This window comes from Methylocystis sp. JR02 (genome assembly GCF_030063565.1).
Lineage (GTDB): Bacteria > Pseudomonadota > Alphaproteobacteria > Rhizobiales > Beijerinckiaceae > Methylocystis > Methylocystis iwaonis.
The window spans coordinates 416,458-435,995 of the sequence record NZ_JASIRC010000001.1 but is presented as its reverse complement, the minus strand read 5'-3'; the positions used below and the strand labels follow the sequence as shown (position 1 = coordinate 435,995).

Annotated in this window: 20 protein-coding genes; 5 read left to right on the top strand and 15 right to left on the bottom strand. The window is 64.3% G+C overall.

Annotation, left to right across the window (positions count from 1 at the left end; translation table 11 throughout):
• Positions 1-14: 14 nt before the first annotated feature.
• Positions 15-1,931, top strand: a complete 1,917-nt coding sequence (locus QNA11_RS01930; protein WP_283481753.1) for a hypothetical protein — start codon at positions 15-17, stop codon at positions 1,929-1,931.
• Between the two features lie 219 nt (positions 1,932-2,150).
• Here the strand turns inward: QNA11_RS01930 and QNA11_RS01925 are convergent, their stop codons facing one another.
• Positions 2,151-3,134, bottom strand: a complete 984-nt coding sequence (locus QNA11_RS01925) for a LysR family transcriptional regulator (RefSeq protein ID WP_283481752.1) — start codon at positions 3,132-3,134, stop codon at positions 2,151-2,153.
• An 18-nt stretch (positions 3,135-3,152) separates the two neighbouring features.
• Positions 3,153-4,301, bottom strand: a complete 1,149-nt coding sequence (locus tag QNA11_RS01920) for an MFS transporter (RefSeq protein ID WP_283481751.1) — start codon at positions 4,299-4,301, stop codon at positions 3,153-3,155.
• A 99-nt stretch (positions 4,302-4,400) separates the two neighbouring features.
• Here QNA11_RS01920 and QNA11_RS01915 point away from each other — a divergent pair, with 99 nt between their 5' ends.
• Positions 4,401-5,054: a TetR/AcrR family transcriptional regulator gene (locus tag QNA11_RS01915; RefSeq protein WP_283481750.1), complete on the top strand. Its 654-nt coding sequence runs from the start codon at positions 4,401-4,403 to the stop codon at positions 5,052-5,054.
• A gap of 26 nt (positions 5,055-5,080) precedes the next feature.
• Here QNA11_RS01915 and gstA read toward each other — a convergent pair whose 3' ends face one another.
• Positions 5,081-5,698: a glutathione transferase GstA gene (gstA, locus tag QNA11_RS01910; RefSeq protein WP_502867552.1), complete on the bottom strand. Its 618-nt coding sequence runs from the start codon at positions 5,696-5,698 to the stop codon at positions 5,081-5,083.
• A gap of 101 nt (positions 5,699-5,799) precedes the next feature.
• On the opposite strand from gstA, the gene QNA11_RS01905 reads away from it, so the two are divergent.
• Positions 5,800-6,678: a LysR family transcriptional regulator gene (locus tag QNA11_RS01905; RefSeq protein WP_283481748.1), complete on the top strand. Its 879-nt coding sequence runs from the start codon at positions 5,800-5,802 to the stop codon at positions 6,676-6,678.
• Positions 6,679-6,717: 39 nt separating this feature from the next.
• Here QNA11_RS01905 and QNA11_RS01900 read toward each other — a convergent pair whose 3' ends face one another.
• Positions 6,718-8,235, bottom strand: coding sequence for an MFS transporter (locus tag QNA11_RS01900; protein ID WP_283484144.1), 1,518 nt, complete (start codon positions 8,233-8,235; stop codon positions 6,718-6,720).
• 189 nt (positions 8,236-8,424) lie between these two features.
• On the opposite strand from QNA11_RS01900, the gene QNA11_RS01895 reads away from it, so the two are divergent.
• Positions 8,425-9,285, top strand: coding sequence for a LysR family transcriptional regulator (locus tag QNA11_RS01895; protein ID WP_073625748.1), 861 nt, complete (start codon positions 8,425-8,427; stop codon positions 9,283-9,285).
• Positions 9,286-9,344: 59 nt separating this feature from the next.
• On the opposite strand, the gene QNA11_RS01890 is transcribed toward QNA11_RS01895, so the two are convergent.
• A complete protein-coding gene (locus QNA11_RS01890) occupies positions 9,345-10,268 on the bottom strand; it encodes an EthD domain-containing protein (RefSeq protein WP_283481747.1) in 924 nt (307 codons plus the stop codon).
• Entirely contained in the window at positions 10,265-11,488 is a 1,224-nt protein-coding gene (locus tag QNA11_RS01885) for an MFS transporter (RefSeq protein ID WP_283481746.1), read from the bottom strand. Before QNA11_RS01885 ends, QNA11_RS01890 begins: the two co-directional genes overlap by 4 nt.
• Positions 11,489-11,610: 122 nt before the next feature.
• Here QNA11_RS01885 and QNA11_RS01880 point away from each other — a divergent pair, with 122 nt between their 5' ends.
• Entirely contained in the window at positions 11,611-12,534 is a 924-nt protein-coding gene (locus QNA11_RS01880) for a LysR family transcriptional regulator (RefSeq protein WP_283481745.1), read from the top strand.
• A 30-nt stretch (positions 12,535-12,564) separates the two neighbouring features.
• Here the strand turns inward: QNA11_RS01880 and QNA11_RS20705 are convergent, their stop codons facing one another.
• The 9 genes from QNA11_RS20705 to QNA11_RS01835 all read right to left on the bottom strand — a co-directional run bounded on the left by QNA11_RS20705 (position 12,565) and on the right by QNA11_RS01835 (position 19,519).
• Positions 12,565-13,719 (bottom strand): DUF3363 domain-containing protein, encoded by a 1,155-nt coding sequence (locus QNA11_RS20705; RefSeq protein WP_502867551.1) that lies wholly within the window; start codon positions 13,717-13,719, stop codon positions 12,565-12,567.
• A gap of 1,186 nt (positions 13,720-14,905) precedes the next feature.
• Complete coding sequence (locus QNA11_RS01870) at positions 14,906-15,835, bottom strand: lytic transglycosylase domain-containing protein (RefSeq protein ID WP_283481743.1); 930 nt, start codon at positions 15,833-15,835, stop codon at positions 14,906-14,908.
• Positions 15,836-15,839: 4 nt separating this feature from the next.
• Complete coding sequence (locus QNA11_RS01865; protein ID WP_283481742.1) at positions 15,840-16,175, bottom strand: DUF736 domain-containing protein; 336 nt, start codon at positions 16,173-16,175, stop codon at positions 15,840-15,842.
• 45 nt (positions 16,176-16,220) lie between these two features.
• Positions 16,221-16,766 carry a S26 family signal peptidase gene (locus tag QNA11_RS01860; protein ID WP_283481741.1) on the bottom strand — a complete coding sequence of 182 codons (546 nt, stop codon included), beginning with the start codon at positions 16,764-16,766 and terminating at the stop codon, positions 16,221-16,223.
• Positions 16,763-17,284, bottom strand: coding sequence for a DUF2840 domain-containing protein (locus QNA11_RS01855; protein WP_283481740.1), 522 nt, complete (start codon positions 17,282-17,284; stop codon positions 16,763-16,765). The genes QNA11_RS01860 and QNA11_RS01855 overlap by 4 nt, the downstream gene beginning before the upstream one ends.
• Entirely contained in the window at positions 17,281-17,532 is a 252-nt protein-coding gene (locus QNA11_RS01850) for a hypothetical protein (protein ID WP_283481739.1), read from the bottom strand. The genes QNA11_RS01855 and QNA11_RS01850 overlap by 4 nt, the downstream gene beginning before the upstream one ends.
• Positions 17,529-18,182 carry a ParA family partition ATPase gene (gene parA, locus QNA11_RS01845; RefSeq protein ID WP_283481738.1) on the bottom strand — a complete coding sequence of 218 codons (654 nt, stop codon included), beginning with the start codon at positions 18,180-18,182 and terminating at the stop codon, positions 17,529-17,531. The genes QNA11_RS01850 and parA overlap by 4 nt, the downstream gene beginning before the upstream one ends.
• Positions 18,179-19,249, bottom strand: coding sequence for a replication initiator protein A (locus QNA11_RS01840; protein WP_283481737.1), 1,071 nt, complete (start codon positions 19,247-19,249; stop codon positions 18,179-18,181). The genes parA and QNA11_RS01840 overlap by 4 nt, the downstream gene beginning before the upstream one ends.
• Positions 19,250-19,519: a helix-turn-helix transcriptional regulator gene (locus QNA11_RS01835; protein ID WP_073625759.1), complete on the bottom strand. Its 270-nt coding sequence runs from the start codon at positions 19,517-19,519 to the stop codon at positions 19,250-19,252.
• Positions 19,520-19,538: the final 19 nt, after the last annotated feature.

Sequence of the window (19,538 nt, the reverse complement as noted above, 5' to 3'; positions counted from 1 at the left end):
TGGTGCCTCTTGGCATGAGCGCGCTTGATCTTCTCGAGGCGCGTCTGGCTAATAGCCAACCGATCACGATCGACGATCTTGGCGGCGTGGATGAAATCCTCGCCGACGCTGATCGGCTTCATGCAGCGCCTTTCCTTGACGTTCTCGCGGACATGATCAGTGTGGCCCCGCCCACCGAAGGGGCGCTGCTGCATGATTTCCTGGTCAGCGGCTTCGATGTGGCACGCGATCCGCAATCCTTCCGCGACGCGATCGACCGGCTCATCAGGAGCACGACCCTGCGCGCGGCCATGGCGCAGGCAGTCATCGCTATCTTCACGCGGCGAATTCGGGAACACGGTAGCGAGCGCGAGTCGCTGATTGCTGCCTATGCGCTCGAAGGCCTTTTTCGTCTTGCGCTGGAGGGCGATGTGAGCCGTCACCGCCCCCTTCTCGAACTCGTCGAGGTCGCACCCGATGTGCCGGGTCCCTTCGCCCAGCATGTCGCGAAGATTGGCGGGGCCGCCTTCCACGCCTGGGGCGGTGATGACCTGCTGACGATGCTCCACCGCTTGCTCGACAATGAGGAAGCAGAAGGCGAAGCGGCGTTCGAGCTCGGCCGGGCATATCTGGCGCGCGCGCTCGATGGCGAAGATCTGGCAACAATCCTTGGCGGCTTGGATACGGCGCGTCTGCTTTTCGAGCGGGCACGCGAGGCGGATGATGATCGGTCGGACGCACGCGCCTATCGATCCGCGATTGATCTCGTGCTCGGATTTGCGGCGAACCGGAGTGCCGCAGAGATGCAGGAGACGATGACTGATCTGGTGACCGCTGCGCGGGATCGTGCAGCAGTGCTACGCACCGGCCATGTGGCGCCATGGCTCGCGCCCCGTCAAGACGTTGATATTGAGTGGTTCGAACTCGCGCGCACGGTCCAGCGCACGGCAGACGATCTTGCCCGTCCGAGCTGGGTCAATGCCGCCGCGACTATGGATCGCATCCTGGCTGTCTATGACGCAAGTTGCGCGATCGCCCACGGGGACGGTCTGCGGTCTGTGCTGCGTCCCCGGATCGAGGCTTCATTCCTGCGCGAACGCGGCCTCGCGGCCCATCTCGACGATCTACTAAGTGAAGGCCAATGGCCTGATGCAAAGCGAACGATCGCGCAAAAACTTCGCGCCGGATTGGATGAAAACTACCGCGGTGGTGCTGGGCCGGGAAAAGCCTGGGAGAATGAGCAATATCCGCTGCTCGCGCGCATTCTCCCAGAAGGTGCCTTGATCGAGCAGATTCCTTCCGACATGGCACGATCGCTTGAGGCTGGACTCGCCAGCCATGTCGCACACAGCCGTGTGCTTGCCAATCCGGTCCTGCAACGTGTGCTAGCGTCGTTGCGTGATCAGCTGTCCGCCAGCAGCGAATATGCAGGTGAGGTTCAGCAGGCGTTCGACGCTGTACTTCAACAAATTCTGATGTTTTGCAGTGACAGGCAGAACGCCGAGATTCGCGATCTCGGCGCGCGGGGCGCCTATCTGCGCGCCCGAGATCCGAGCGAGGCCGATCTCCAGTCTGATCTCCGCGACTTTCTGAAGGGCAACCTCGTAGGCGCGGAGGTGCTGCCCGAGGTACGAGGCATCGCGACCGGGCGAACAGATCTCTACGTCAGTCTGGGCGGTCCGGCGTTCGTTATCGAGCTCAAGAAGCATGAGGGTGAGTTTTCACCCGAAGCTGCCAACCGCTATCGGGCGCAGGCAACGAGTTATCAGGCGACCAATGTTCGGCTCGGATTTCTCGGTGCACTCGAACTTGTTGATCGCCCAGGACCGGCTCCCAGCATCGAGGAATGTCTCTGGCACAGCGCCTATGTTCCCGAAGGTGGCGCGCTCGCCCGGCATCTCGTCGTCTTCAGAGTTCCCGGCCGACTGAAATCCCCATCAGCGCTCCGATAGAGCGCCTCTGCTAAATGGGCACCGCACGTTCGCATCATGCTGGCTCCATTGCTATTAGACAGCAGACGTGAAGCGGACGGTCAGCAGTTCGGAAGTGCCGCTGAGCTCGGCGGTGGCGACAATGAAGGCGCAGAGTTGCTGTCCCAAACGAACGGGACAAAATCGTTGTCGGGTCACGGTTGGCCTATTGCTGGTGTCGGAGCGTGGGCGCCAATTATTCTAGATATATTTGGTATGAGTCTCAACCGGGTGGCGCAGTCTGTTCATCTCGATAGCGAGATCAAGCAGATGTCTGAGGGCTGGACCACGATTGTGCGGCGACCAGACGGCGCTAAATCTGGCGCGGTCCGGCTCATCGGCAATAGGCCGAAACAGAACGCCCGGCAAAGGAACGCAAGCAGCGGCTTCGCTTGTCAGCGCGATCCCTTCGCCATCTGCAATCAGGTGCATCAGCGTGTCTCGGCCGACATCGCACCGACGAATGCGTGGCGACTTCTCTCGTTCGACGAGTCTGCGAACGATATGATCCAGGGCTTGGGGACCGGCGCCGCTTTGTCGGACAAGGAAAGTTTCTGCGGCAAGGTCACCCCACACGAGATGCTCCGCGCACGCCAACGGATGACTCTGCGGCAACGCGACCATCAAGGCTTCCGACCATAGCTGCCGTGAATGGCAGTCGGGTGCTTCTACGGCCCCAACCACAAAGGCTATGTCGAGCTTGGCTTCGCGGACCTGGCGTATGATCTCGTCGGAGCGTCCCTCGAAGATGTCGAGTTCGATCTCCGGATGCTCATCTCGATACCGGCGGCGCAGATCGGCCAGGAAGCCTGAAGCGATCGAAGACAGGAGGCCGATTGACAGGTGACCAACTGCGCCGTTCATGATCGCCCCTGCCGTCTTGATCGCAAGATCGAGATGGCCTATCCCCGCCGCCACTTCCGTGATGAAGCTTCGCCCTGCGTCGGTCAGGCGGACGCCACGGTGGCGGCGCTCGAACAGAACAACACCGAGATCCTCCTCCAGCATCTTGATCCTGGTGCTCACGCTCGACTGGCTGACGCCGAGAGCATTCGCGGCGTGGCGAAAATTCAGATACTCGGCAACGTGTAGCGTCTGGATCAGCGCCACGAGCGGGATGCGGCCTCTCAACAGTGCATTCTGTTGATCGACAACCTCCTCGCCATTGTGCGCTCGTCGCCGCATAGCACCTCCGATCTCGCCCTATGCGTTCATCGATCGGATGCGACGAGGTGCAAGGCTCAATAGACCGAACAGGGCGAGCGCGAAGCCGACCCACAGCGGCGCGGTGAGGCCATAGCCGGCGGCGATCCCGACGCCCCCCGCCCACGCTCCGAAAGCGAGGCCGGCGGTGATGGCCGAGGTATGGACCGTGTTGACCAGCGGTCCCGGATGCGCGATCCGCATCACGCGCGCGACCATTGCCGGATTCATCGGCACTCCGACAATGCCGATAACCAGATAGGCTAAGACAGAGAGGTGGCTGTTGGTGGCGAAAACGGCGAAGGTCATCAGTGCCAGCGCAAGGGCAGTCAGCCCGCAGAGCAGGATCGGGATCGTATAACGGTCGGCGAAACGCCCAACAGCGAGATTGCCGATGACATTGGCTCCGCCATAGGCTGCCAGCAGCGTTGGCATGGTCGCCGGTGATAGCTTCGCCATTTCGACGAAGAGCGGCACCGCGTAGCTGAAAGCGGCGAAGGTTGCGCCAATGATGAGGCCGCTCGTCGCAAAGGCTGCCCAAAGGCGGCCCTTCTTCAACGCGTCGAGTTCCGCGTTGAGACCAATCTCGATGTGGCTCTTCGAGACGGGTACGAAGACGGCAACAAGGGATGTGACCAGCATGGCGAGAGCGGCGACGCTCCAAAAACTCGACCGCCATCCGAAGCCCTGCTCGATGGCCGTGGTCACCGGCAGACCGAAGACCGGCGCGAGCATGAGTCCGCCGAGCACGACGGATGCCGCCCGGCCTCTCTCTTGTGGCATCACCAAGTCCGCGGCAATCGCCAGTGCCACGCCGAAGCAGGCGGAACTGGCCGCGCCAGTCACGATCCGCGCGATCGCCATGACGCCGTAGCCTGGTGCGAGAGCCGCAAGCACTCCGCCGATGACATAGAGGCCGAGCAAAACGAGAAGCGCCGGCTTGTTCGGTGCGTTGAGGCGGAGGAGCAACACCATCACCAGCGGGCCGCCGATCGCCATACCGAGGGCATAGAGCGAGATCAGATAGCCGATCTCGGCCACCGAAACAGTGAAGGCCGCCGACAGGGCCGGCATCATACCGGCGACCATGAACTCCGAGGTGGTGAGCACGAAGATCGTCAGCCCGAGGAGATAGACGACCGACGGCATTCCCGCTCGCCCCTGCCTGCGATCTTGGCTTGATGCTGGATTGGCGTCTCTCGCCCCATACATGGCCCTCGCTCCATTTATATAGTCGAAATTACAGAAATGGATATCGCGCTTGCCCGAGTGGGTCAATTGATTTATATAAATATGACTACAGAAAGGATTTCCATGGCACTCCGTGGCCGCCCCCGCAGCTTCGATCGCGATCTCGCCCTCGAGAAGGTGATGGAGGTGTTTTGGGCCAAGGGCTACGAAGGTGCGCAACTCAACGACCTGACGGCCGCGATCGGTGTGACGCCACCGAGCTTCTATGCGGCGTTCGGCACGAAGGAAGCGGCCTTTCGGGAAGCGGTTGACCGCTACGTCGCAACGGTCGGCTCGGTACCCATGCGAGCGCTCGAAGAAGCGGGCACTGTCCGCGACGGTATTCGAGCCATGCTGGCCGGCAGCATCGACGTTGCCCTGTCGACCAAGCCGGGCGGGTGTCTGCTGATCCTCGGCGTCGTCAACTGTTTGCCGGAGAACCTGCCGGCACGCGAGCATCTGTTCCAGGCACGCCGCAAGACGGTCGAGTTGATCGCGGCACGTCTTGAACGCGGTACGCGCGAAGGGGAGATGCCGACGGGCACGAACGTCGCGCAGCTCGCGGCCTTCTATCACGGCATTCTGCAGGCCATCTCCTTCCAGGCACGGGATGGCGCGATGCGAGCGGAACTGGAGGCGCTGATCGAGCCAGCTCTCGCTGTGTTGAAGTAACCGGAACCAGCGTTCCGTGTCCTTCATCATTCGACCGGAGGCGTCTCCGCTTCCCGCGCCAGCGCAGCCCTCACAGATACCCGCACGCCGATCCGCTGCACGTAGAGCGCAATCGCCGGCCAACGGTCGAGATCGATCGAAAACCCCTTCATCCAGCCGAGCACGGTGAAGAGATAGGCGTCGGCGACCGTGAAACCGTCGCCCACCAGATAATCCCGCGATGCGAGGTTCACCTCGATGAAGTCGAGGCGCCGGAACAGCCGGTCCCGGAAGATCACCAGCGCCTCCTCCGGCAAGGCTCGATTGAACAGCGGGCTCGATCCGGAATGGATTTCGCTGGTGATGAAGTTGAGCCATTCCTGCAGCCGAACCCGTGCCAGCGTACCGGCGGCCGGAGCCAGTCTCGCCTCCGGCTTCAGGTCGGCCAAATACTGAACGATGGCCGGGCCTTCGGTCAGAACTTCGCCGGAATCGAGTTCGAGTGCCGCGACATAGCCCTTCGGGTTGATGGCGAGGAAATCCTCTCCCGAGGATGTGCGTTTCGTCCGATTGTTCACACGGACAAGCTCGTAGGGCAGTCCGAGTTCCTGAAGCACGATGTGCGGCGAGAGCGAACAGGTGTCGGGGGCGAAATAGAGCTTCATCGTCGGGACCTCGCGGAGGGGATAGATCGCCGCCCACATTGGCAGGTCCCGTGATATAATAAAAATTACTCCCATATTTTCTTGGTATAAGCTCGTCTACTATGAACCTGACCCAACTCCAGAGCCTGATCGCCGTCGCCGAGGCCGGCAGCTTCACCGCAGCCGCGGACAAGCTCGGCGTCACCCAATCGGGGATGAGCCAAGCCTTAGCCGCGCTCGAAGAGAGCCTGGGAGTGAAACTGCTCGTCCGCCAGCCACGGGGCGTCGCGTTGACCGCCTTCGGAGAGCGCGCGCTCGACCATGCGCGAACAGCCTTTTCGCATCTGGAGGCAATCGAAAGGGAAGCAATGGCTCTGATCGGCGAGGAGACCGGCACCATCCGTCTGGCGGGGTTCCCGAGCGTCTTCGCCACCGTCCTTCCGCCCTTGCTTCGGCGTTTTCGCACGCTCCATCCGGGCATCGATCTCGTGCCGCTCGAAACCGACGACCTGGAAGTGGAGGCATGGCTCGCGGCGGGATCGATCGACCTCGGCGTCGTTCTCAACCCGTCTTCGGCCAGAAAAGCCGTTCCGCTCGGACGGGATGCCTGGGTTCCGATCCTGCCGGCGGCGCATCCCCTGTCACGGCGACCTTCGATCTCGTTGGCCGAACTGGCGGCGGCGCCCTTCGTTCTCGCGACCGGCGGGTGCCATACGAACGCCCGCTCGCTTGCCGACGCTGAAGGATTGACGCTCCAGAACGTGCAGATCGAGGTGCGCGATTGGTCGAGCGCGATTGCCCTGGTGCGGGAGGGCGCGGGTGTCAGCCTCGTGCCGGAATCCACCCTGCCGGAACAGCACCGCGGCTTCCGGGTTTCGAAACTCACTTCACCGCTGCATCGCGAGTTCGGGCTCGTCGCTTCGTCGGCGCGCCCGTTGTCGCGGGCCGGGACTCTGTTCGTTGAGGTCGCTCGTCGCTCGACCGCGCCGACCTCGGCATAGCGCAAGACACTCGGACGGGCCTGCAGCCGTTCTCCAACCTCACCTAGCGGCATGGGCGTCCCTCCTCCTCCCGAAGGTGAAGAAGCTGAGTGCGGCCAGCACCCAGACACCAATGGCGCCGTAGAGCATCACCTCACCGAAGCCGCCGGCCAGTGCGGCAGGACCGAGCACCTTCGACATTCCCGGGGCGGCTTGATCGAGAGCACCGACGTTTCCGGCGGCGATCTGTTCGGCGATGTGCCGAAGTTGAGTGGCCTCGAACGCTCCTGACGCCGCACTCAGGCGCTTCAAAACACCGTCCACCAAGACAAAGCCCATGAGCGCGATGTTGATGGCAAGCGAGATCATCCGTGCACTCATGTCGATGCCGGATGCCATGCCGGCCCTGTCGCTCGACACAGATCCAGTCGTGGTGTTGGTGACCGGCGTGTTGGTCGCCCCGAGGCCGATCCCGGCCAGCAACGCGCCGATCAACGTCGTCGGCAAGGCCGCTGGACCACCGCCTGCTCCGATCTTCATGATGAAAAAGCCGAGACCGATCACGAACAGTCCCGCCGGGATGACGGTGCCGGCGCCAAGGCGTAGCGAGAGGCGTTCGGCAAAGGGCGGGACGACGAGCGTCGGCAGGGTGTAGGCGAGCAGTGCGAGGCCTGCGGTCAGACCATCGAGTCCGAGCCCAGCCTGAAACCAGATCGGCAGATAGATCATGAACGGCCAGAAGCTGAAATTCATGCCCATCGAGCCGAACAGCGCTCCGGAAAAGGGCCGGATCCGGAACACCGAGAAATCGAACATCGGGTGCGGCGTGATCTGCTCGACAATGACGAAGGCGATGAGGCTGAGGGTGGCCGTGGCGATGATCGCCAGCGCGATCGGACTGGTGAAGCCGAGTTCGCTGCCTTGCGTGATGACATAAGCGAGGCAAAAGACGGCCAGTGACAACGTGGCAATACCGGCGAGATCCAGGCGCCGAGCGGCTGGATCCTTCGATTCCCGAACACCGCGCCAAGCCAGGATGACGGTCAGCACGGCGATGAAACCGTGGATCAGAAACACCCAGGCCCAGCCCATCAGGGCGGCGATCCCGCTGCCGATCACCGGACCGAAGCCGAGACCGAACCCGGTAACGATGCCCCACCAACCGAAAGCCCGGGCTCGATCAGCCGCCGTGCTGAACTGATGCGAGAGCACGGCGATCCCACAAATCAGCATGGCGCCGCCGCTCGCGCCTTGGAGCGCACGCCCAACGATCAGGATCATCATGTTGGGGGCCAAGCCACACAGGACGGACGTGCCGCCGAACGCAACGATAGCGACGACGAGGAGACGCTTGCGCCCGAAGCGATCCGCCAGTGTGCCGGCAGCCATGAGGACCGTCGCCACGGCGATGGTGTAGGCGTTCATCGTCCACTGGAGCTCTTGGAAATCGGCGCGAAGGACTTTCTCCAGCGTCGGCAGAATCGCCGGAACGCTTGATATTTCGAAACCGAACATCAGAGCCGACAAGCAGATGGCGGCCAAGGCAAGGTTACCTTGCCGCGAGGAAGCAAAGGACATGGTCAGGCCTTTCAGCGCCGAGATCACTCGGCGTCTCGCGCGCGGCCGTTCACCCCCAACGGCTGAAGCCGGAGTGGCACGGCAGTCTTGCGAGCGACTGTTGTTGATGGACCTGATCGTAGGCGAAACTTGACGATATAAGAATGATATGGCTGAATATTTCAGAGACAACAAATCTGGATGATCGAAATGGCATCCCTCGATGTCGAGTCCGTTCAGGCCTTCGTGGCCATCGCCGACCTTCAGAGTTTCACGCGAGCGGCGGAGGCCCTCGGCACCACGCAAGGGGCGATCAGCGTCAAGCTGCGGCGCCTGGAAGAGCGGATCGGCCAGCGGCTGATCGAACGCACGCCGCGCCACGTCCGGCTCTCCGCACACGGCGCAGTCTTTCTCGACCGGGCTCGCGACTTTCTTGCCGCGCACGAAGCGGCGCTGTCGGCGCTCGCTTCCACCACCCCACGCCGCTTCGGGCTCGGCATCGCTGCGCATGTGGCCGGACCGGAGCTTCCGACCCTTCTGGCGCAACTCAACGCGTATGATCCGGGCCTGCGCATCGAGGTCCGCCTGGAGAATTCGCGCACGCTGCTCGACGCCTTCGATCGTGGAGAGCTGGACGCCTGTATCATTCGTCGCGAAGACGACCGGCGCGACGGCGAGGTTCTCGGTCCCGAACATTTCGGATGGTTCGCCGCGCCGAATTTCGAGCATCGGCAGGGCGAGCCTCTGCGGCTGGCGGCCCTGTCGCCGTCCTGTGGCGTGCGCGATATCGCGACCCGCGCCCTCGACGAGGCAGGCATCGCCTGGACGGAAGTGTTCCTCGGTGGCGGCTCGTCGGCGGTGACGGCAGCCGTCTCCGCTGGACTCGCCATGGCCGTCTTTTCCTGTCGCCTTGCTCCGCCCGGCACCGTCGAAATCGGCGAACGCTTCAGGTTGCCGCGCCTGCCGTCGTCCGAGATTGTGCTGCACTCCACGCTCACCGATCCCAAGTCGCGCGCTGCATTGCGCACATTGGCTGCGGCTTTTCGGGAGCACCGCGCGATGGCCGGATAGCGGACGCGGGACAACCGCCCGCAGCCGGCTACGTTTGTCGGACAGCGTCGCCGGCCCCCTCATGACGTTGCCGAGGCCCGTTCCGGCGCGAGCTGATCGACAACGGTGAAGGTCAGGCCGGTCCAATATTCGCCCGCCTCAACGATCGCGATGGAACGTTCCGCCTCCTCGATGGCGGCATAACTATTGGACAGCAGGAAGTTCTCGACATCCTTCATGGAAGCGAAGGCCATGAGCGTCACGCCATCGATCCGGCTGGCTACGGGGTGGAAGAACGGCACGCCCTCTGTGACGGGACCGATGTTGTGCAGTTGGACGTAGCGCTTCACGAGACGCTGCGTATCGGCCTGGCCGACCACCAACTCGGCATGGTCGTGCAGCCAGCGGCGCTGGAACGTCTCGCGGTCGAGATCATCGCGCCGGATGTGCGTCTTGATCAGGACGATCGAGTCGTCACCAGCCGTGTTCGGCATGATGATGAATTGGCGGGCGAGCACCGGCCCGAGATCCCGGAAGATCGCCTGATCCTCGGGAAGGATCTTGCGACGAACACGCTCGGCACCGAGAACCGCGCCGAGATCGTCGAGCCCCCCGAAGTTGAGATACGCGACCCCATCCCACTGCGGACGTCGGTAGGGCTCGACGTGACCGACGATGGTCTCGAACAGGCGACCGTCCGCGTCGAGCGGTGGCCGGTAAGGCGGCGGGTTCAAGCTCGTCGGTCCCGACGCCACGCGGTGAATCTGATCGTAACGCAGCAGGCGACTGATGGTCGTGCGATCGTCCGCCTCGTCGGGATGGAGGAAGCGCGGGCCATGCACCTTGCGCCAGTAGTCACCCCATGTTTCGAAGCTGAGATTGGGGTCGGTTTCGGACGCGTTGGCGGCCGGATCGGCGCGCGAGAGGAACGAGAACAGCACCGTCAGCGGAGCGGTTCGAGCGTCGGGCTCGGTTGAGGTGGACGGTGCGATAGAGGTGGTCATCGGGCGAACTCCTTTGCAGCGAAGGGAACGGATGGCGGAAGAAGGGAGCGCAGCAGCGCGGCGAAACCGGCAATCACGCCTATGAGGCACACACCGGTCCAGTCGTAGCGGCTCCAGGCCCAGCCGCCGGCGAGCGCGCCGATCGCCATGCCGATCATGGCGGCGGTCATCAGTAAGCCGTTCAGCCGGCTGCGCGCGGCGGGGTCGATCGTCGTGACGATGGTCTGGTGCGAAACCAGCGCGGCCATGACGCCGAGGTCGAATAGCACCGCCCCTGCGATCAGCGCGGCGATTGAATGCGGCGACGCCAGCATCAGGACAAAGGCAAGAGCGACCAGAAGGCAGCCGAGGCGGATCGCGATGGTAGGCCCGCGGGCGTCGGCGAGGCGCCCGAACAGAGGGGCGCCGAAGGCCCCGGCGGCGCCGGCCAATCCGAGGGCGCCGGCCGCACCCGCACCAAGATGGAGCGGTGGCTCCGCCAGCATCAACGCCAGCGTGGACCAGAAGGCGCCGAGGGTTGCCGCCAGCAAGCCTTGGGTCAGAAGAGCCTTGCGTAGCACCGCGTACCGCCCGACCAAGGTGGCGAGGCTCAGGAGCAAGGCGCCATAAGAACCGTTGGCGGTCGCCGGCTGGAGTGGCAACCAGCGCCAGACCGCAACGCCGACCAGCGCCACCATGGTGGCGGCCAACGCGTAGATCGCTCGCCAGCCGAAGAGATCGCCGACGACACCACCCAAGGTGCGAGACAACAGGATGCCACAGAGCAGGCCCGTGGTCACAAGCCCGATGATGCGCCCCCGCTCTTCGGCCGTCGCGAGTTGCGCCGCCATGGGCACGAAGTCCTGGCCGAGGCTGCCGAGCAGTCCGACGCCGAGGCTGACGGCGAGAAGCACGGAAAAATTCGGTGCGAGAGCCGTCGCCAACAGAGCAAGCACGAGCAGGATCGACTTGGCGAGGACGAGCCGCTTGCGGTCGATGAGATCGCCGAGCGGGGCCAGCAGCAGCATTCCGAGGGCATAGCCGGCTTGGCTCACCGCCGGGACGAGGCTCGCCGGTTCCGATCCGATGCCGAATGTCTCGCGTACCAGCGGGACCACCGGCTGGATGTAATAGACATTGGCGACGCCGATGCCGGCCCCGATCGCCAGGAGCCAGATCAGAGCCCGCGGGATTGACCGCCTCTCTTCGTCTTGGCGGGTGGGATGTGATGGTTCTGGCATAGCGCCGCTCCACGAGATGTGGGCCGCACGACCCTACCCGGAGCATTTTATTGGCGACCCCAGTGGCGATAAATCGCCTCATATGGCAATATGAGTTGACTGATAGTCGTCAATAGGTCGCGATGATTTCCGCCGAACACCTCAGTGGCATAACAGCCTTCGTCCAAGCCGCCGACGCGGGCGGATTCACGCTGGCGGCGGAGAGGCTCGGCCTTTCGAAATCCGGTATCGCCAAGAGCGTGGCGCGGCTCGAGGATCGGCTCGGGGTTCGATTGTTCAACCGAACAACACGCCGCTTTGCGCTGACGACCGAAGGTCAATCTTTCTATGAGACCTGCGTGCGCGTCCTGGCCGACCTGGAAAACGCCGAGGCGGCACTAAACGCCCATCGCCTGCGGCCACGCGGGCGACTGCGGGTCGATCTGCCCGTGGTGTTCGGCCGACGCTGGGTGCTGCCGGTGCTCCTCGACGTTAGCGAGCACTATACGGAACTGTCGCTGGAGGTCTCGTTGACCGATCGGCGCATTGATCCGATCGACGAAGGCATCGACCTCGTGATCCGCATCGGCGATCTCGATGACAGCTCCACACTCGTCGCCAGAAGGCTGGGTGTGCAGCAATCGGTGCTCTGCGCCAGCCCCGATTATCTCGACAGGCACGGGAGCCCTACCTCGCTCGATGATCTGGACGCTCATGCCTGCATCGTCTTCGGCCGGGGCGGACAGTCCTTGCCGTGGTGGTTCCTGGATGGCAAGGGCATGCCCGTGGCGAAGCCCGTCTCCGGACGGCTCTCGTTCAACCACAGCGACGCCATCTGTGACGCGGCCCTCGCCGGCCAAGGCATCGCTCTCCTCTCGACTTGGCTGATTGCCGACCACTTACGCGACGGACGACTTGCGCAGGTGCTGCCGGCGGTGCCGACGCGGGGCTTTCCGATCCACGCTCTCTGGCCGCAGACTCGGCAGATGAGCCCGAAGGTGCGCGTCGTGGTCGATGAACTGGTGAACCGCTTTTCGCCCGAACCGCCGTGGGATCGCGGTAGATAGCCCTTCGCTCCAGCTTTCCCTGTGTTGAGATCAGATCTCCAATCCTTTCTGCCGCCCCAATTGCCACGACACCGATCCGCCACGGACGATACCCGACACCTCGCGGCCAAGCTGACGGTCGATGACCGGCCGCCACGGGACAAGCGTGAACTCGTGGGATTTTTCCACGATGGCGAACTTGCCGCTCGATAGCTGCACGGTCCCGGTGAACGCACCACTGACAGTCTCGCCGTCGACAGCGGCTCGGAAAGGCAGGGCCTTCTTCGCTGCCATCTCTTCGCCGACACGAGTGACTTCACGCTCTTGAAGCACGGCGATCAGGTTGCGCCGATAGGCGACGCGGCCATCGGATTGACGGACAGCGTCGCCGTGGTCGATCAGCGCCTCGCGCCGGCGCGCCATCGCCTCGCGCACCTGTTCGCCAAATCCTGACGGTGAAAGGTCGGACACACCCGCGCCGACCAACCGCCGGTCGAGCCAGGTCGCGCCGTCCGATCCGATCTGTCGTTCGAGGTCGAAGGTCGAAAGGACGCGGATATTGGCGCGGCCGTTCCGCTCCGCATCATGCGCAACGGCGCGCGCCTCGAAGTCTTCCGGGATGCGCCACTGATCGCCGTCGATCCGCTCGGCGATGCCGGCGCGGCGCAGCGCCTCCAGCCGACGGACATGGGCATCGACGAACCCCTCGTAGTCGCCGCCCGGCACGCGACCTTCGAACCGGGCCTGCTCCAGATGACGGCTCGGCCGATAGATGCCGTCTTCGGCCATGCCGACAATGGCGCGATCGGATGGGCGGCCGGTGCCGTCGAGCGGCCCGATCTCGATCACGCTGCCGATGTGGGCGTCCTCGACGCGCGCCGGGTCGATGCCGGAGACATGGTGCGTGCGTCCATCGATGCCATCGACCAGCAGCGTTAGGTTCTCGCCCAGCTCATCGCTGAGATGCTTGTCGATGACGCGGCCGACGATCGGCGTCGCTGGCGCGGCGTCGTGAATCTCGAAGGTCATCGGATCACGCTCGGCGCCTTCAGCCCGGAGCGCCTTCTGCAGGGTGCGGATGATATCGCCGCGCTCGCCCATCTCGCGCAGGGTCGGCTCCAGCCGCTCACTCAATTCCCAGACACCCGGTGCGTCTTCCTTAGCGAGGCCCATGTCGCCCAGTTTGCCGAGACGGCGTAGCCGCATGGTCCGGTCAGACTGGCCGCGCAGATCGCCCGGTTCATATCGGAGGTCAACCAAACGGTCTTCGGCCTCGGCGATCATCGCCCGGTCGATGCGGGTGAGCCGATCTTGATCGATCTCCGCCATGAGCTTGCGACGCTGCTCGATCTCGGTGACGGGGCCGAGTTCCAGCGTCGCCAGTTCGCTCGCCCGCTCACGAATGCCATTGGCGAGATAGTCGCCATTGATGACGAGATCTTCGCCGAGCGCATCGCGACCGTTGACGATGACATGGACATGCGGATGGCCGGTATTGTGGTGATTGACCGCGACCCAATCGAGCTTGGTGCCAAGGTCGGTTTCGAGCCTCCCCATCAGCTCGCGGGTGTAGCCGGTGAGATAGGCAAGATCGGCGGCGTCTTCGGGCGAGACAATGAAGCGGAACTGGTGGCGATCGTCGTTTCCACGATCGAGAAAGGCATCGCCATCGGCGCGATCCTCCGTCGCCGAATAGAGCCGACCGCGCTCACCGTCGCGAGCCGTGCCGTCGCGCTGGATATAGCGCAGGTGCGCAGCAGCCTTTCCACTCTTGCCCGCGCCCCGGACGGAACGGGATTTGACGACGACGCGGCGGCTGCCGGGCTGGCGGTGGCTCCAACTGTTCGACAGGTTGCGGGCGCGCACGAAAACCGCGCCGCGACCGCGCTGCACGCCCCGGCCGGAGGCGACGATGCTCTTTCCCTTGGTGGCGCGACCGGAACCACCGCTCTTCGCCGATCGGCTTCGGCCAGAGGCTGCCTGTTGCTGGCGCGTGACCTTCCGCACCTTGCTGAGGAAGCTCTTGGCCTGTCCGGCTTTCCCGCCGTTGGATCCGACGCGGCCAGGCTTTGGCCGAAAATGATCGTCGTCTTCCCTCATGGCAGCCGATCCACCCGAAACCGCCGATTTCGGGCAGGAGTGCCGCGAGTAGTGCCTGAAATGCGGGCTTTTCCACGCTTCACGGCACCATGGCGGTCCGGCGACGGTGCCGCCCCAAACAGTGTGCAGGCAAGGGCTTGCCCCAAGGATCGGACCCGTAGGGTGCCGTCCGCTTTAATCTTGCCCTCCGCCCTTTGCCCCCTTCGTGCCCCTCCTGCTGATGGATGAGACCGTTGCCAGCCCCATCCGCTGCACACTGAAGTCTCCCGCCGGGCGGACGCGATCACGAGCTTCATGGCTGTTGTCTCGCATCCGCTCGCGCGATGAACAGACCGCCCGACTGCGGCACGATGGCGGACAGGTCGCGCACGGTGATCGCCTGCGGAATATCGTCCTTGTGCTCGTCGAACTGCACGGGAGGGACCGTCGTCTTGCTCAAAGGCTGCATGACGAAAAGCGGAGCACGGGTCCAGGAGAGCGGATCGGCGGACGCGACTACGACCGCACCGGGGGTCTCGCTGCCGCTGATGATCGGCGCGAGAATGGCGACATAGGCACGGGTTTCTGGCGGAAGTGGGCGGCCCTTCAGCGCCTCCTCGTAGCGCCCGGGACCGGCGTTGTAAGCCGCTATCCACTCCGGCGAACCATAGCGATCAAACAGTTCGCGGATATAAGCCGCGCCCGCCACGATGTTGTCGTGCGGGTCGTAAGGATCGTCGCCCAGACGGTAGCGCGCGCGCAGCTCGACCCAGGTCTCCGGCATGATCTGCATCAGCCCGATCGCTCCTTTGGGCGAGGTGGCACGTGGATCACCGTCACTCTCGGCGCGCATCACCGCGCGAATCCAGGCGGCGGGAAGCTCGAAGCGCTGTGCCGCTTCGGCGATGTGATCACTATGGAGATCGCGCGCAGACGGGTGAGCGACGGGCTTCGTCTGCGCCAGCGCAATCGCCGGGATCGCAACGCCGTAAAGCAAGCCCGAGAGAAGAATGACCGCCATTCGAACAGGCGCGCCTTCTCCACTGCGACACCAGCCTGCCAGCGTGCTCGCTGCGGTCAAGGGTACGCGCATTGCGCCGATCTTCGATCGCCCTTGACCTCCGCTGCGCGCGCCGGCCGACCGGTCGTCGAGCGGGACGAAGGGATGAGACGACTTTCCCGCGAACAAAGGGATGGCCGATCGCAAGGAGATGGCACAGGCGCGCAGGCTGACGGATCGCATGATGTCACTCCCGCTCGCCGCGCTTCGGGGTACGGTTCCAATGCAGCGACCAGGACGCGCCACCGTCGTCGTCACGAAACAGGTTCGCGCGGATCGGCTGCGGCAAGCCAGGATCATCGATGACGAGCGCGATGTAATCCCCGGCTCGTTCGCCGGTGCGCTTCCAGCCCGCGCCGATCTCCGGCCCTTCCTCGTTGCCGTTGTGGACGCGGTAGTCCGGCGCGTTGTCGGCGTCGGACGGCTCTGCCGGAACGATGGTGATCTCGCGGAAGAGCGTGAAGGTGTGGACGCGCCCGACAAAGCCGGTGGTTTCGCGCGTGAACTCGCCAATTTGCGGCATAGGAATCCTCTTCGAGTTGGTGGGGGAACGAAGGTGGTGCGACACTCACCGTGTCGGAGCGCGCCAGACGAAGTGGCCGTCACCCTCCTCGTCGGTGTAGATCGGCGTCGCCTTGCCGATGACGGTGCGCACTGGGATCGGGCCGAAGTAGCGGCCATCCAGGCTGTCGCGGACATCCGGGTTCATCAGGAAGAGCTCGCCCTGCGCGATCTTCCGGCAGCCTTGCCAGACCGGCAGATCGCGGCCCGCGCGGTCGCGATCGAGCGCGTCACCGAGCGGCACATGATCGACGGTGATGGTGCGCCCGGTGCGACAGACTTCATGTCCCGGTAGGGCCATGACGCGCTTCAACAGCGGCACGCCGCGGCCGATGTAGCCGCGCTCCACCATGAAGTCGGCGAGCGGTTTGTCAGGAAGCACTGCAACGAGATCGCCGACCTCCAGGTCCAGCGTCGCGGCTAGATGGTAGAGGCCGATCGGAACGCTCGTAGATGCGTTCCAGACGAGGCGCAGCGGCGTGGGAATGAACGATGCGACGGCAACGCCCATCACGGAGAAGTACGTCGCCATGACGTAGCCGAACCGGGTCATGGTTCAGCCCTCTGGCACAACAGAAACGCCTGGTGCTGATCGACGGTGTAGGCACGCGGCTCGTGTCCAACGGTCAAACGGTTGTGGACGTGCCGCCAGTGCTCGGGTGACACCTCGGTCGCGTCGATGCCTATCGCCTCGATGGCATCGATGTGCTGAAGCACGCTTTCGACCTTGGGCCAGCCCTCGATTCTGAGCAGGATCTCGCCGCCAGGACGCACGAAAGGCAGCGTCTGGTAGGGTTCGCCCGGCGCCACCGCACGCACGATGTCGATGCGCGACGTGATCGTGCCGAAGTCGTTCGACGCCCACCGCACGAAGGCAAAGACGCTGCCGGGTTGGTAGAAAAAGACGCGCCGACGGCGGTCGAGCACATGTTCGCGTACCTCTCGACCGAACCTGATCCAGTTCTCGAGCCGCTTCTCGATGTGCGTCAGCTCGACTTGCGTGAAAGCGTCGGCGGACTGCGTGCCCGGTGCGGCACCGCCAACAGAACGGGAAACGGTGGCGCCGGTCATGGGCGATCTCCATCGGTGGTCGGCGGAAATTCACGCGCGAGCAGATCGCGCAGCATGTCGGCCACGGTGATGCCGCGCTGAAAGGCGACGATCTTGATGCGGCCACGCAAGGCCGGCGTAATGTCGATGGTCAGCCGCGCGGTGAAGCGTGCCGCCTCGTCGTTGCGCGGTGCATCGGCTGCCTTGATCCAGTTTTCCGGATCGGCGGGCCGGGCCGCAAAGCGGCGACGGATCGGGTGTGCGCTCATGGCATCGCCCTTCCAGTGGTCAGCCTTCCGATCTCCGCAGCGAGTGCCGCAATCTCACGCGCGGCCTGACTGTCGGGATCGATTTCGGAGGCGAGCCGACCGGACTGTGCGGCATCGGCGAAGACGACGCGCTGGCCGATGGTCGTCGACAGCACCGGCGGGTCATGATCGGCGAGCGTCTCGGCAGTCTCGCGGGCGATGATGGTGCGCGCGCCGCAGCGGTTGAGCACGAAGCGCGCCGCCAAGGCCGGTCGGTAGATGCGCGCTTCGGCAACGAGCGCCAGCATCTCGGCCGAGGCCCAGCCGTCGAACGGAGATGGCTGCACCGGGATCAGCACCAGGTCAGCGGCCAGCAGCGCGGAACGCATCAGCCCGGCGATACGCGGCGGTCCATCGATCACGATGAAATCGGCATCGCGCGCCAGCTCCGGCGCTTCCCGGTGCAAGGTATCGCGCGCCAGGCCGACGACGCCGAACAGCCGGACGCCGTTCTCACGCGCCCGCTGCTGCGACCAGTCCAGCGCCGAACCCTGCGGGTCCGCATCGATCAGGGTGACACGCTTGCCCCTGCCGGCCCATTCACCGGCGAGATGAAGCGCCAGCGTCGTCTTGCCGACGCCGCCCTTCTGATTGAGGAGCGCGACGATCATGGCGTCCGCCTTCCGGCGGCACCGGCACCACGGCCGCGTTTCCCGCGCGCCAACAAAGAAGAGTTAGATTCTCTGTTAGAGTCTAAGTTAGTGGCCGGATTTCGTGTTTCAGGCCAGAGTGTTAACTGCGGTCCGTGCGCCCGATCTGCCGATAGGCCTGCGCCTGATGTGCCGACACCCGTTGCGCCCGATCTGCCGATGCTATTCACAGGCTCATCCACAGGCACTGTGAATTGTTGGACGGGCCGTATGCGGAGCAGTTCACGCCGCCCCTCGCGTTCGATCGATAGGCGATATCCAGGCAAGGGCTGACGGAGAGCGATCCGGCGAAGATCGAGCGCGAAATCAGAGATGCGCGCGAGACTGCCGGATTTGTCGTGGAGATGGCTGATCTCGAACAGCCAACCGTGTGGCTGATGGCCGGCGTGCTTGCGCGCGACGCGATAGAGCCAGCGCTCAATGCCCCCGGTCAGCCGGAAATAGTCCGGGTCGATGGTCAGCACCAACGAGCGGTCGACGACCCCGTTGTAGAACCACTCGGGCAGGACGAATTCCATGCCCTCGACGCGGCCCTCCCGCGTCGTCATCTCCTCCCACTCGTTGATCCAGGAGAACTGGCGCCGCCGCCATTGCACGCCGTTGCGGATCGTCGTGGCGATGACGGTCGACTGCAGCCGCGCCAGCGAAGCCTTCAGGAGAAGATACTGCTGGTTTCCGGTCGGACGGCCGACACCGCGCAGGAGTTGGTAGGGCGTGAAACGAAAGAAGCGCGACGTGCGCAGGCCGTGGTTCTCGGCCGCGACGATCTGTGAGGCGGCCCAGATCAGCACATCGGCATCCCAGATCGTCGCCATGCCGTGCTCGGGCATCCCCAGCACCTGCACCTCGACATCGGCGGCCTTGTAGAGGATCGGCTTGATGCGCGGCGTCTTCGACAACGAGAAGAACGGCCGTTCCATGAGATCGCGCTGATCGCGCGGGCTGGCATCGCCGGTGGCGACCACGAAGGGATCGAGCCGCTGGCGTTCGCTCCCGTGCTTGCCGTCTTGTCGAGAGGAGCCGCTCATTCAGCGCGCTCCCCGCTCGGCAGGCGTCAGAGGACGCGCCGGAAAGACCCGGCCGGCATTCTGGTCCGTGGTGGATTTGCGCGCGCCGATGGCCGTCCAGGCCTGCAGGTCCTCGAGCGCGTAGATCACGCGGCCGCCGATCTTGCGATAGGTCGGACCGGTGCCATAGGTGCGGTGCTTTTCCAGCGTCCTGAGCGAGATGCCGAGGAAACGCGCCGCGTCGGGCGTGCGCAGGAAACGCGGCGGCAATCCCGTCTTCGGGTCGAGCATGATCGGGCCTCCGGGGCGG

Coding starts and splice junctions, on each gene's coding strand:
- QNA11_RS01930 (WP_283481753.1), top strand. CDS start 15: ATGAGCGCGCTTGATCTTCTCGAGGCGCGTCTGGCTAATAGCCAACCG.
- QNA11_RS01925 (WP_283481752.1), bottom strand. CDS start 3,134: ATGCGGCGACGAGCGCACAATGGCGAGGAGGTTGTCGATCAACAGAAT.
- QNA11_RS01920 (WP_283481751.1), bottom strand. CDS start 4,301: ATGCCGTCGGTCGTCTATCTCCTCGGGCTGACGATCTTCGTGCTCACC.
- QNA11_RS01915 (WP_283481750.1), top strand. CDS start 4,401: ATGGATATCGCGCTTGCCCGAGTGGGTCAATTGATTTATATAAATATG.
- gstA (WP_502867552.1), bottom strand. CDS start 5,698: ATGAAGCTCTATTTCGCCCCCGACACCTGTTCGCTCTCGCCGCACATC.
- QNA11_RS01905 (WP_283481748.1), top strand. CDS start 5,800: ATGAACCTGACCCAACTCCAGAGCCTGATCGCCGTCGCCGAGGCCGGC.
- QNA11_RS01900 (WP_283484144.1), bottom strand. CDS start 8,235: ATGTCCTTTGCTTCCTCGCGGCAAGGTAACCTTGCCTTGGCCGCCATC.
- QNA11_RS01895 (WP_073625748.1), top strand. CDS start 8,425: ATGGCATCCCTCGATGTCGAGTCCGTTCAGGCCTTCGTGGCCATCGCC.
- QNA11_RS01890 (WP_283481747.1), bottom strand. CDS start 10,268: ATGACCACCTCTATCGCACCGTCCACCTCAACCGAGCCCGACGCTCGA.
- QNA11_RS01885 (WP_283481746.1), bottom strand. CDS start 11,488: ATGCCAGAACCATCACATCCCACCCGCCAAGACGAAGAGAGGCGGTCA.
- QNA11_RS01880 (WP_283481745.1), top strand. CDS start 11,611: ATGATTTCCGCCGAACACCTCAGTGGCATAACAGCCTTCGTCCAAGCC.
- QNA11_RS20705 (WP_502867551.1), bottom strand. CDS start 13,719: ATGCGGCTACGCCGTCTCGGCAAACTGGGCGACATGGGCCTCGCTAAG.
- QNA11_RS01870 (WP_283481743.1), bottom strand. CDS start 15,835: ATGCGATCCGTCAGCCTGCGCGCCTGTGCCATCTCCTTGCGATCGGCC.
- QNA11_RS01865 (WP_283481742.1), bottom strand. CDS start 16,175: ATGCCGCAAATTGGCGAGTTCACGCGCGAAACCACCGGCTTTGTCGGG.
- QNA11_RS01860 (WP_283481741.1), bottom strand. CDS start 16,766: ATGACCCGGTTCGGCTACGTCATGGCGACGTACTTCTCCGTGATGGGC.
- QNA11_RS01855 (WP_283481740.1), bottom strand. CDS start 17,284: ATGACCGGCGCCACCGTTTCCCGTTCTGTTGGCGGTGCCGCACCGGGC.
- QNA11_RS01850 (WP_283481739.1), bottom strand. CDS start 17,532: ATGAGCGCACACCCGATCCGTCGCCGCTTTGCGGCCCGGCCCGCCGAT.
- parA (WP_283481738.1), bottom strand. CDS start 18,182: ATGATCGTCGCGCTCCTCAATCAGAAGGGCGGCGTCGGCAAGACGACG.
- QNA11_RS01840 (WP_283481737.1), bottom strand. CDS start 19,249: ATGAGCGGCTCCTCTCGACAAGACGGCAAGCACGGGAGCGAACGCCAG.
- QNA11_RS01835 (WP_073625759.1), bottom strand. CDS start 19,519: ATGCTCGACCCGAAGACGGGATTGCCGCCGCGTTTCCTGCGCACGCCC.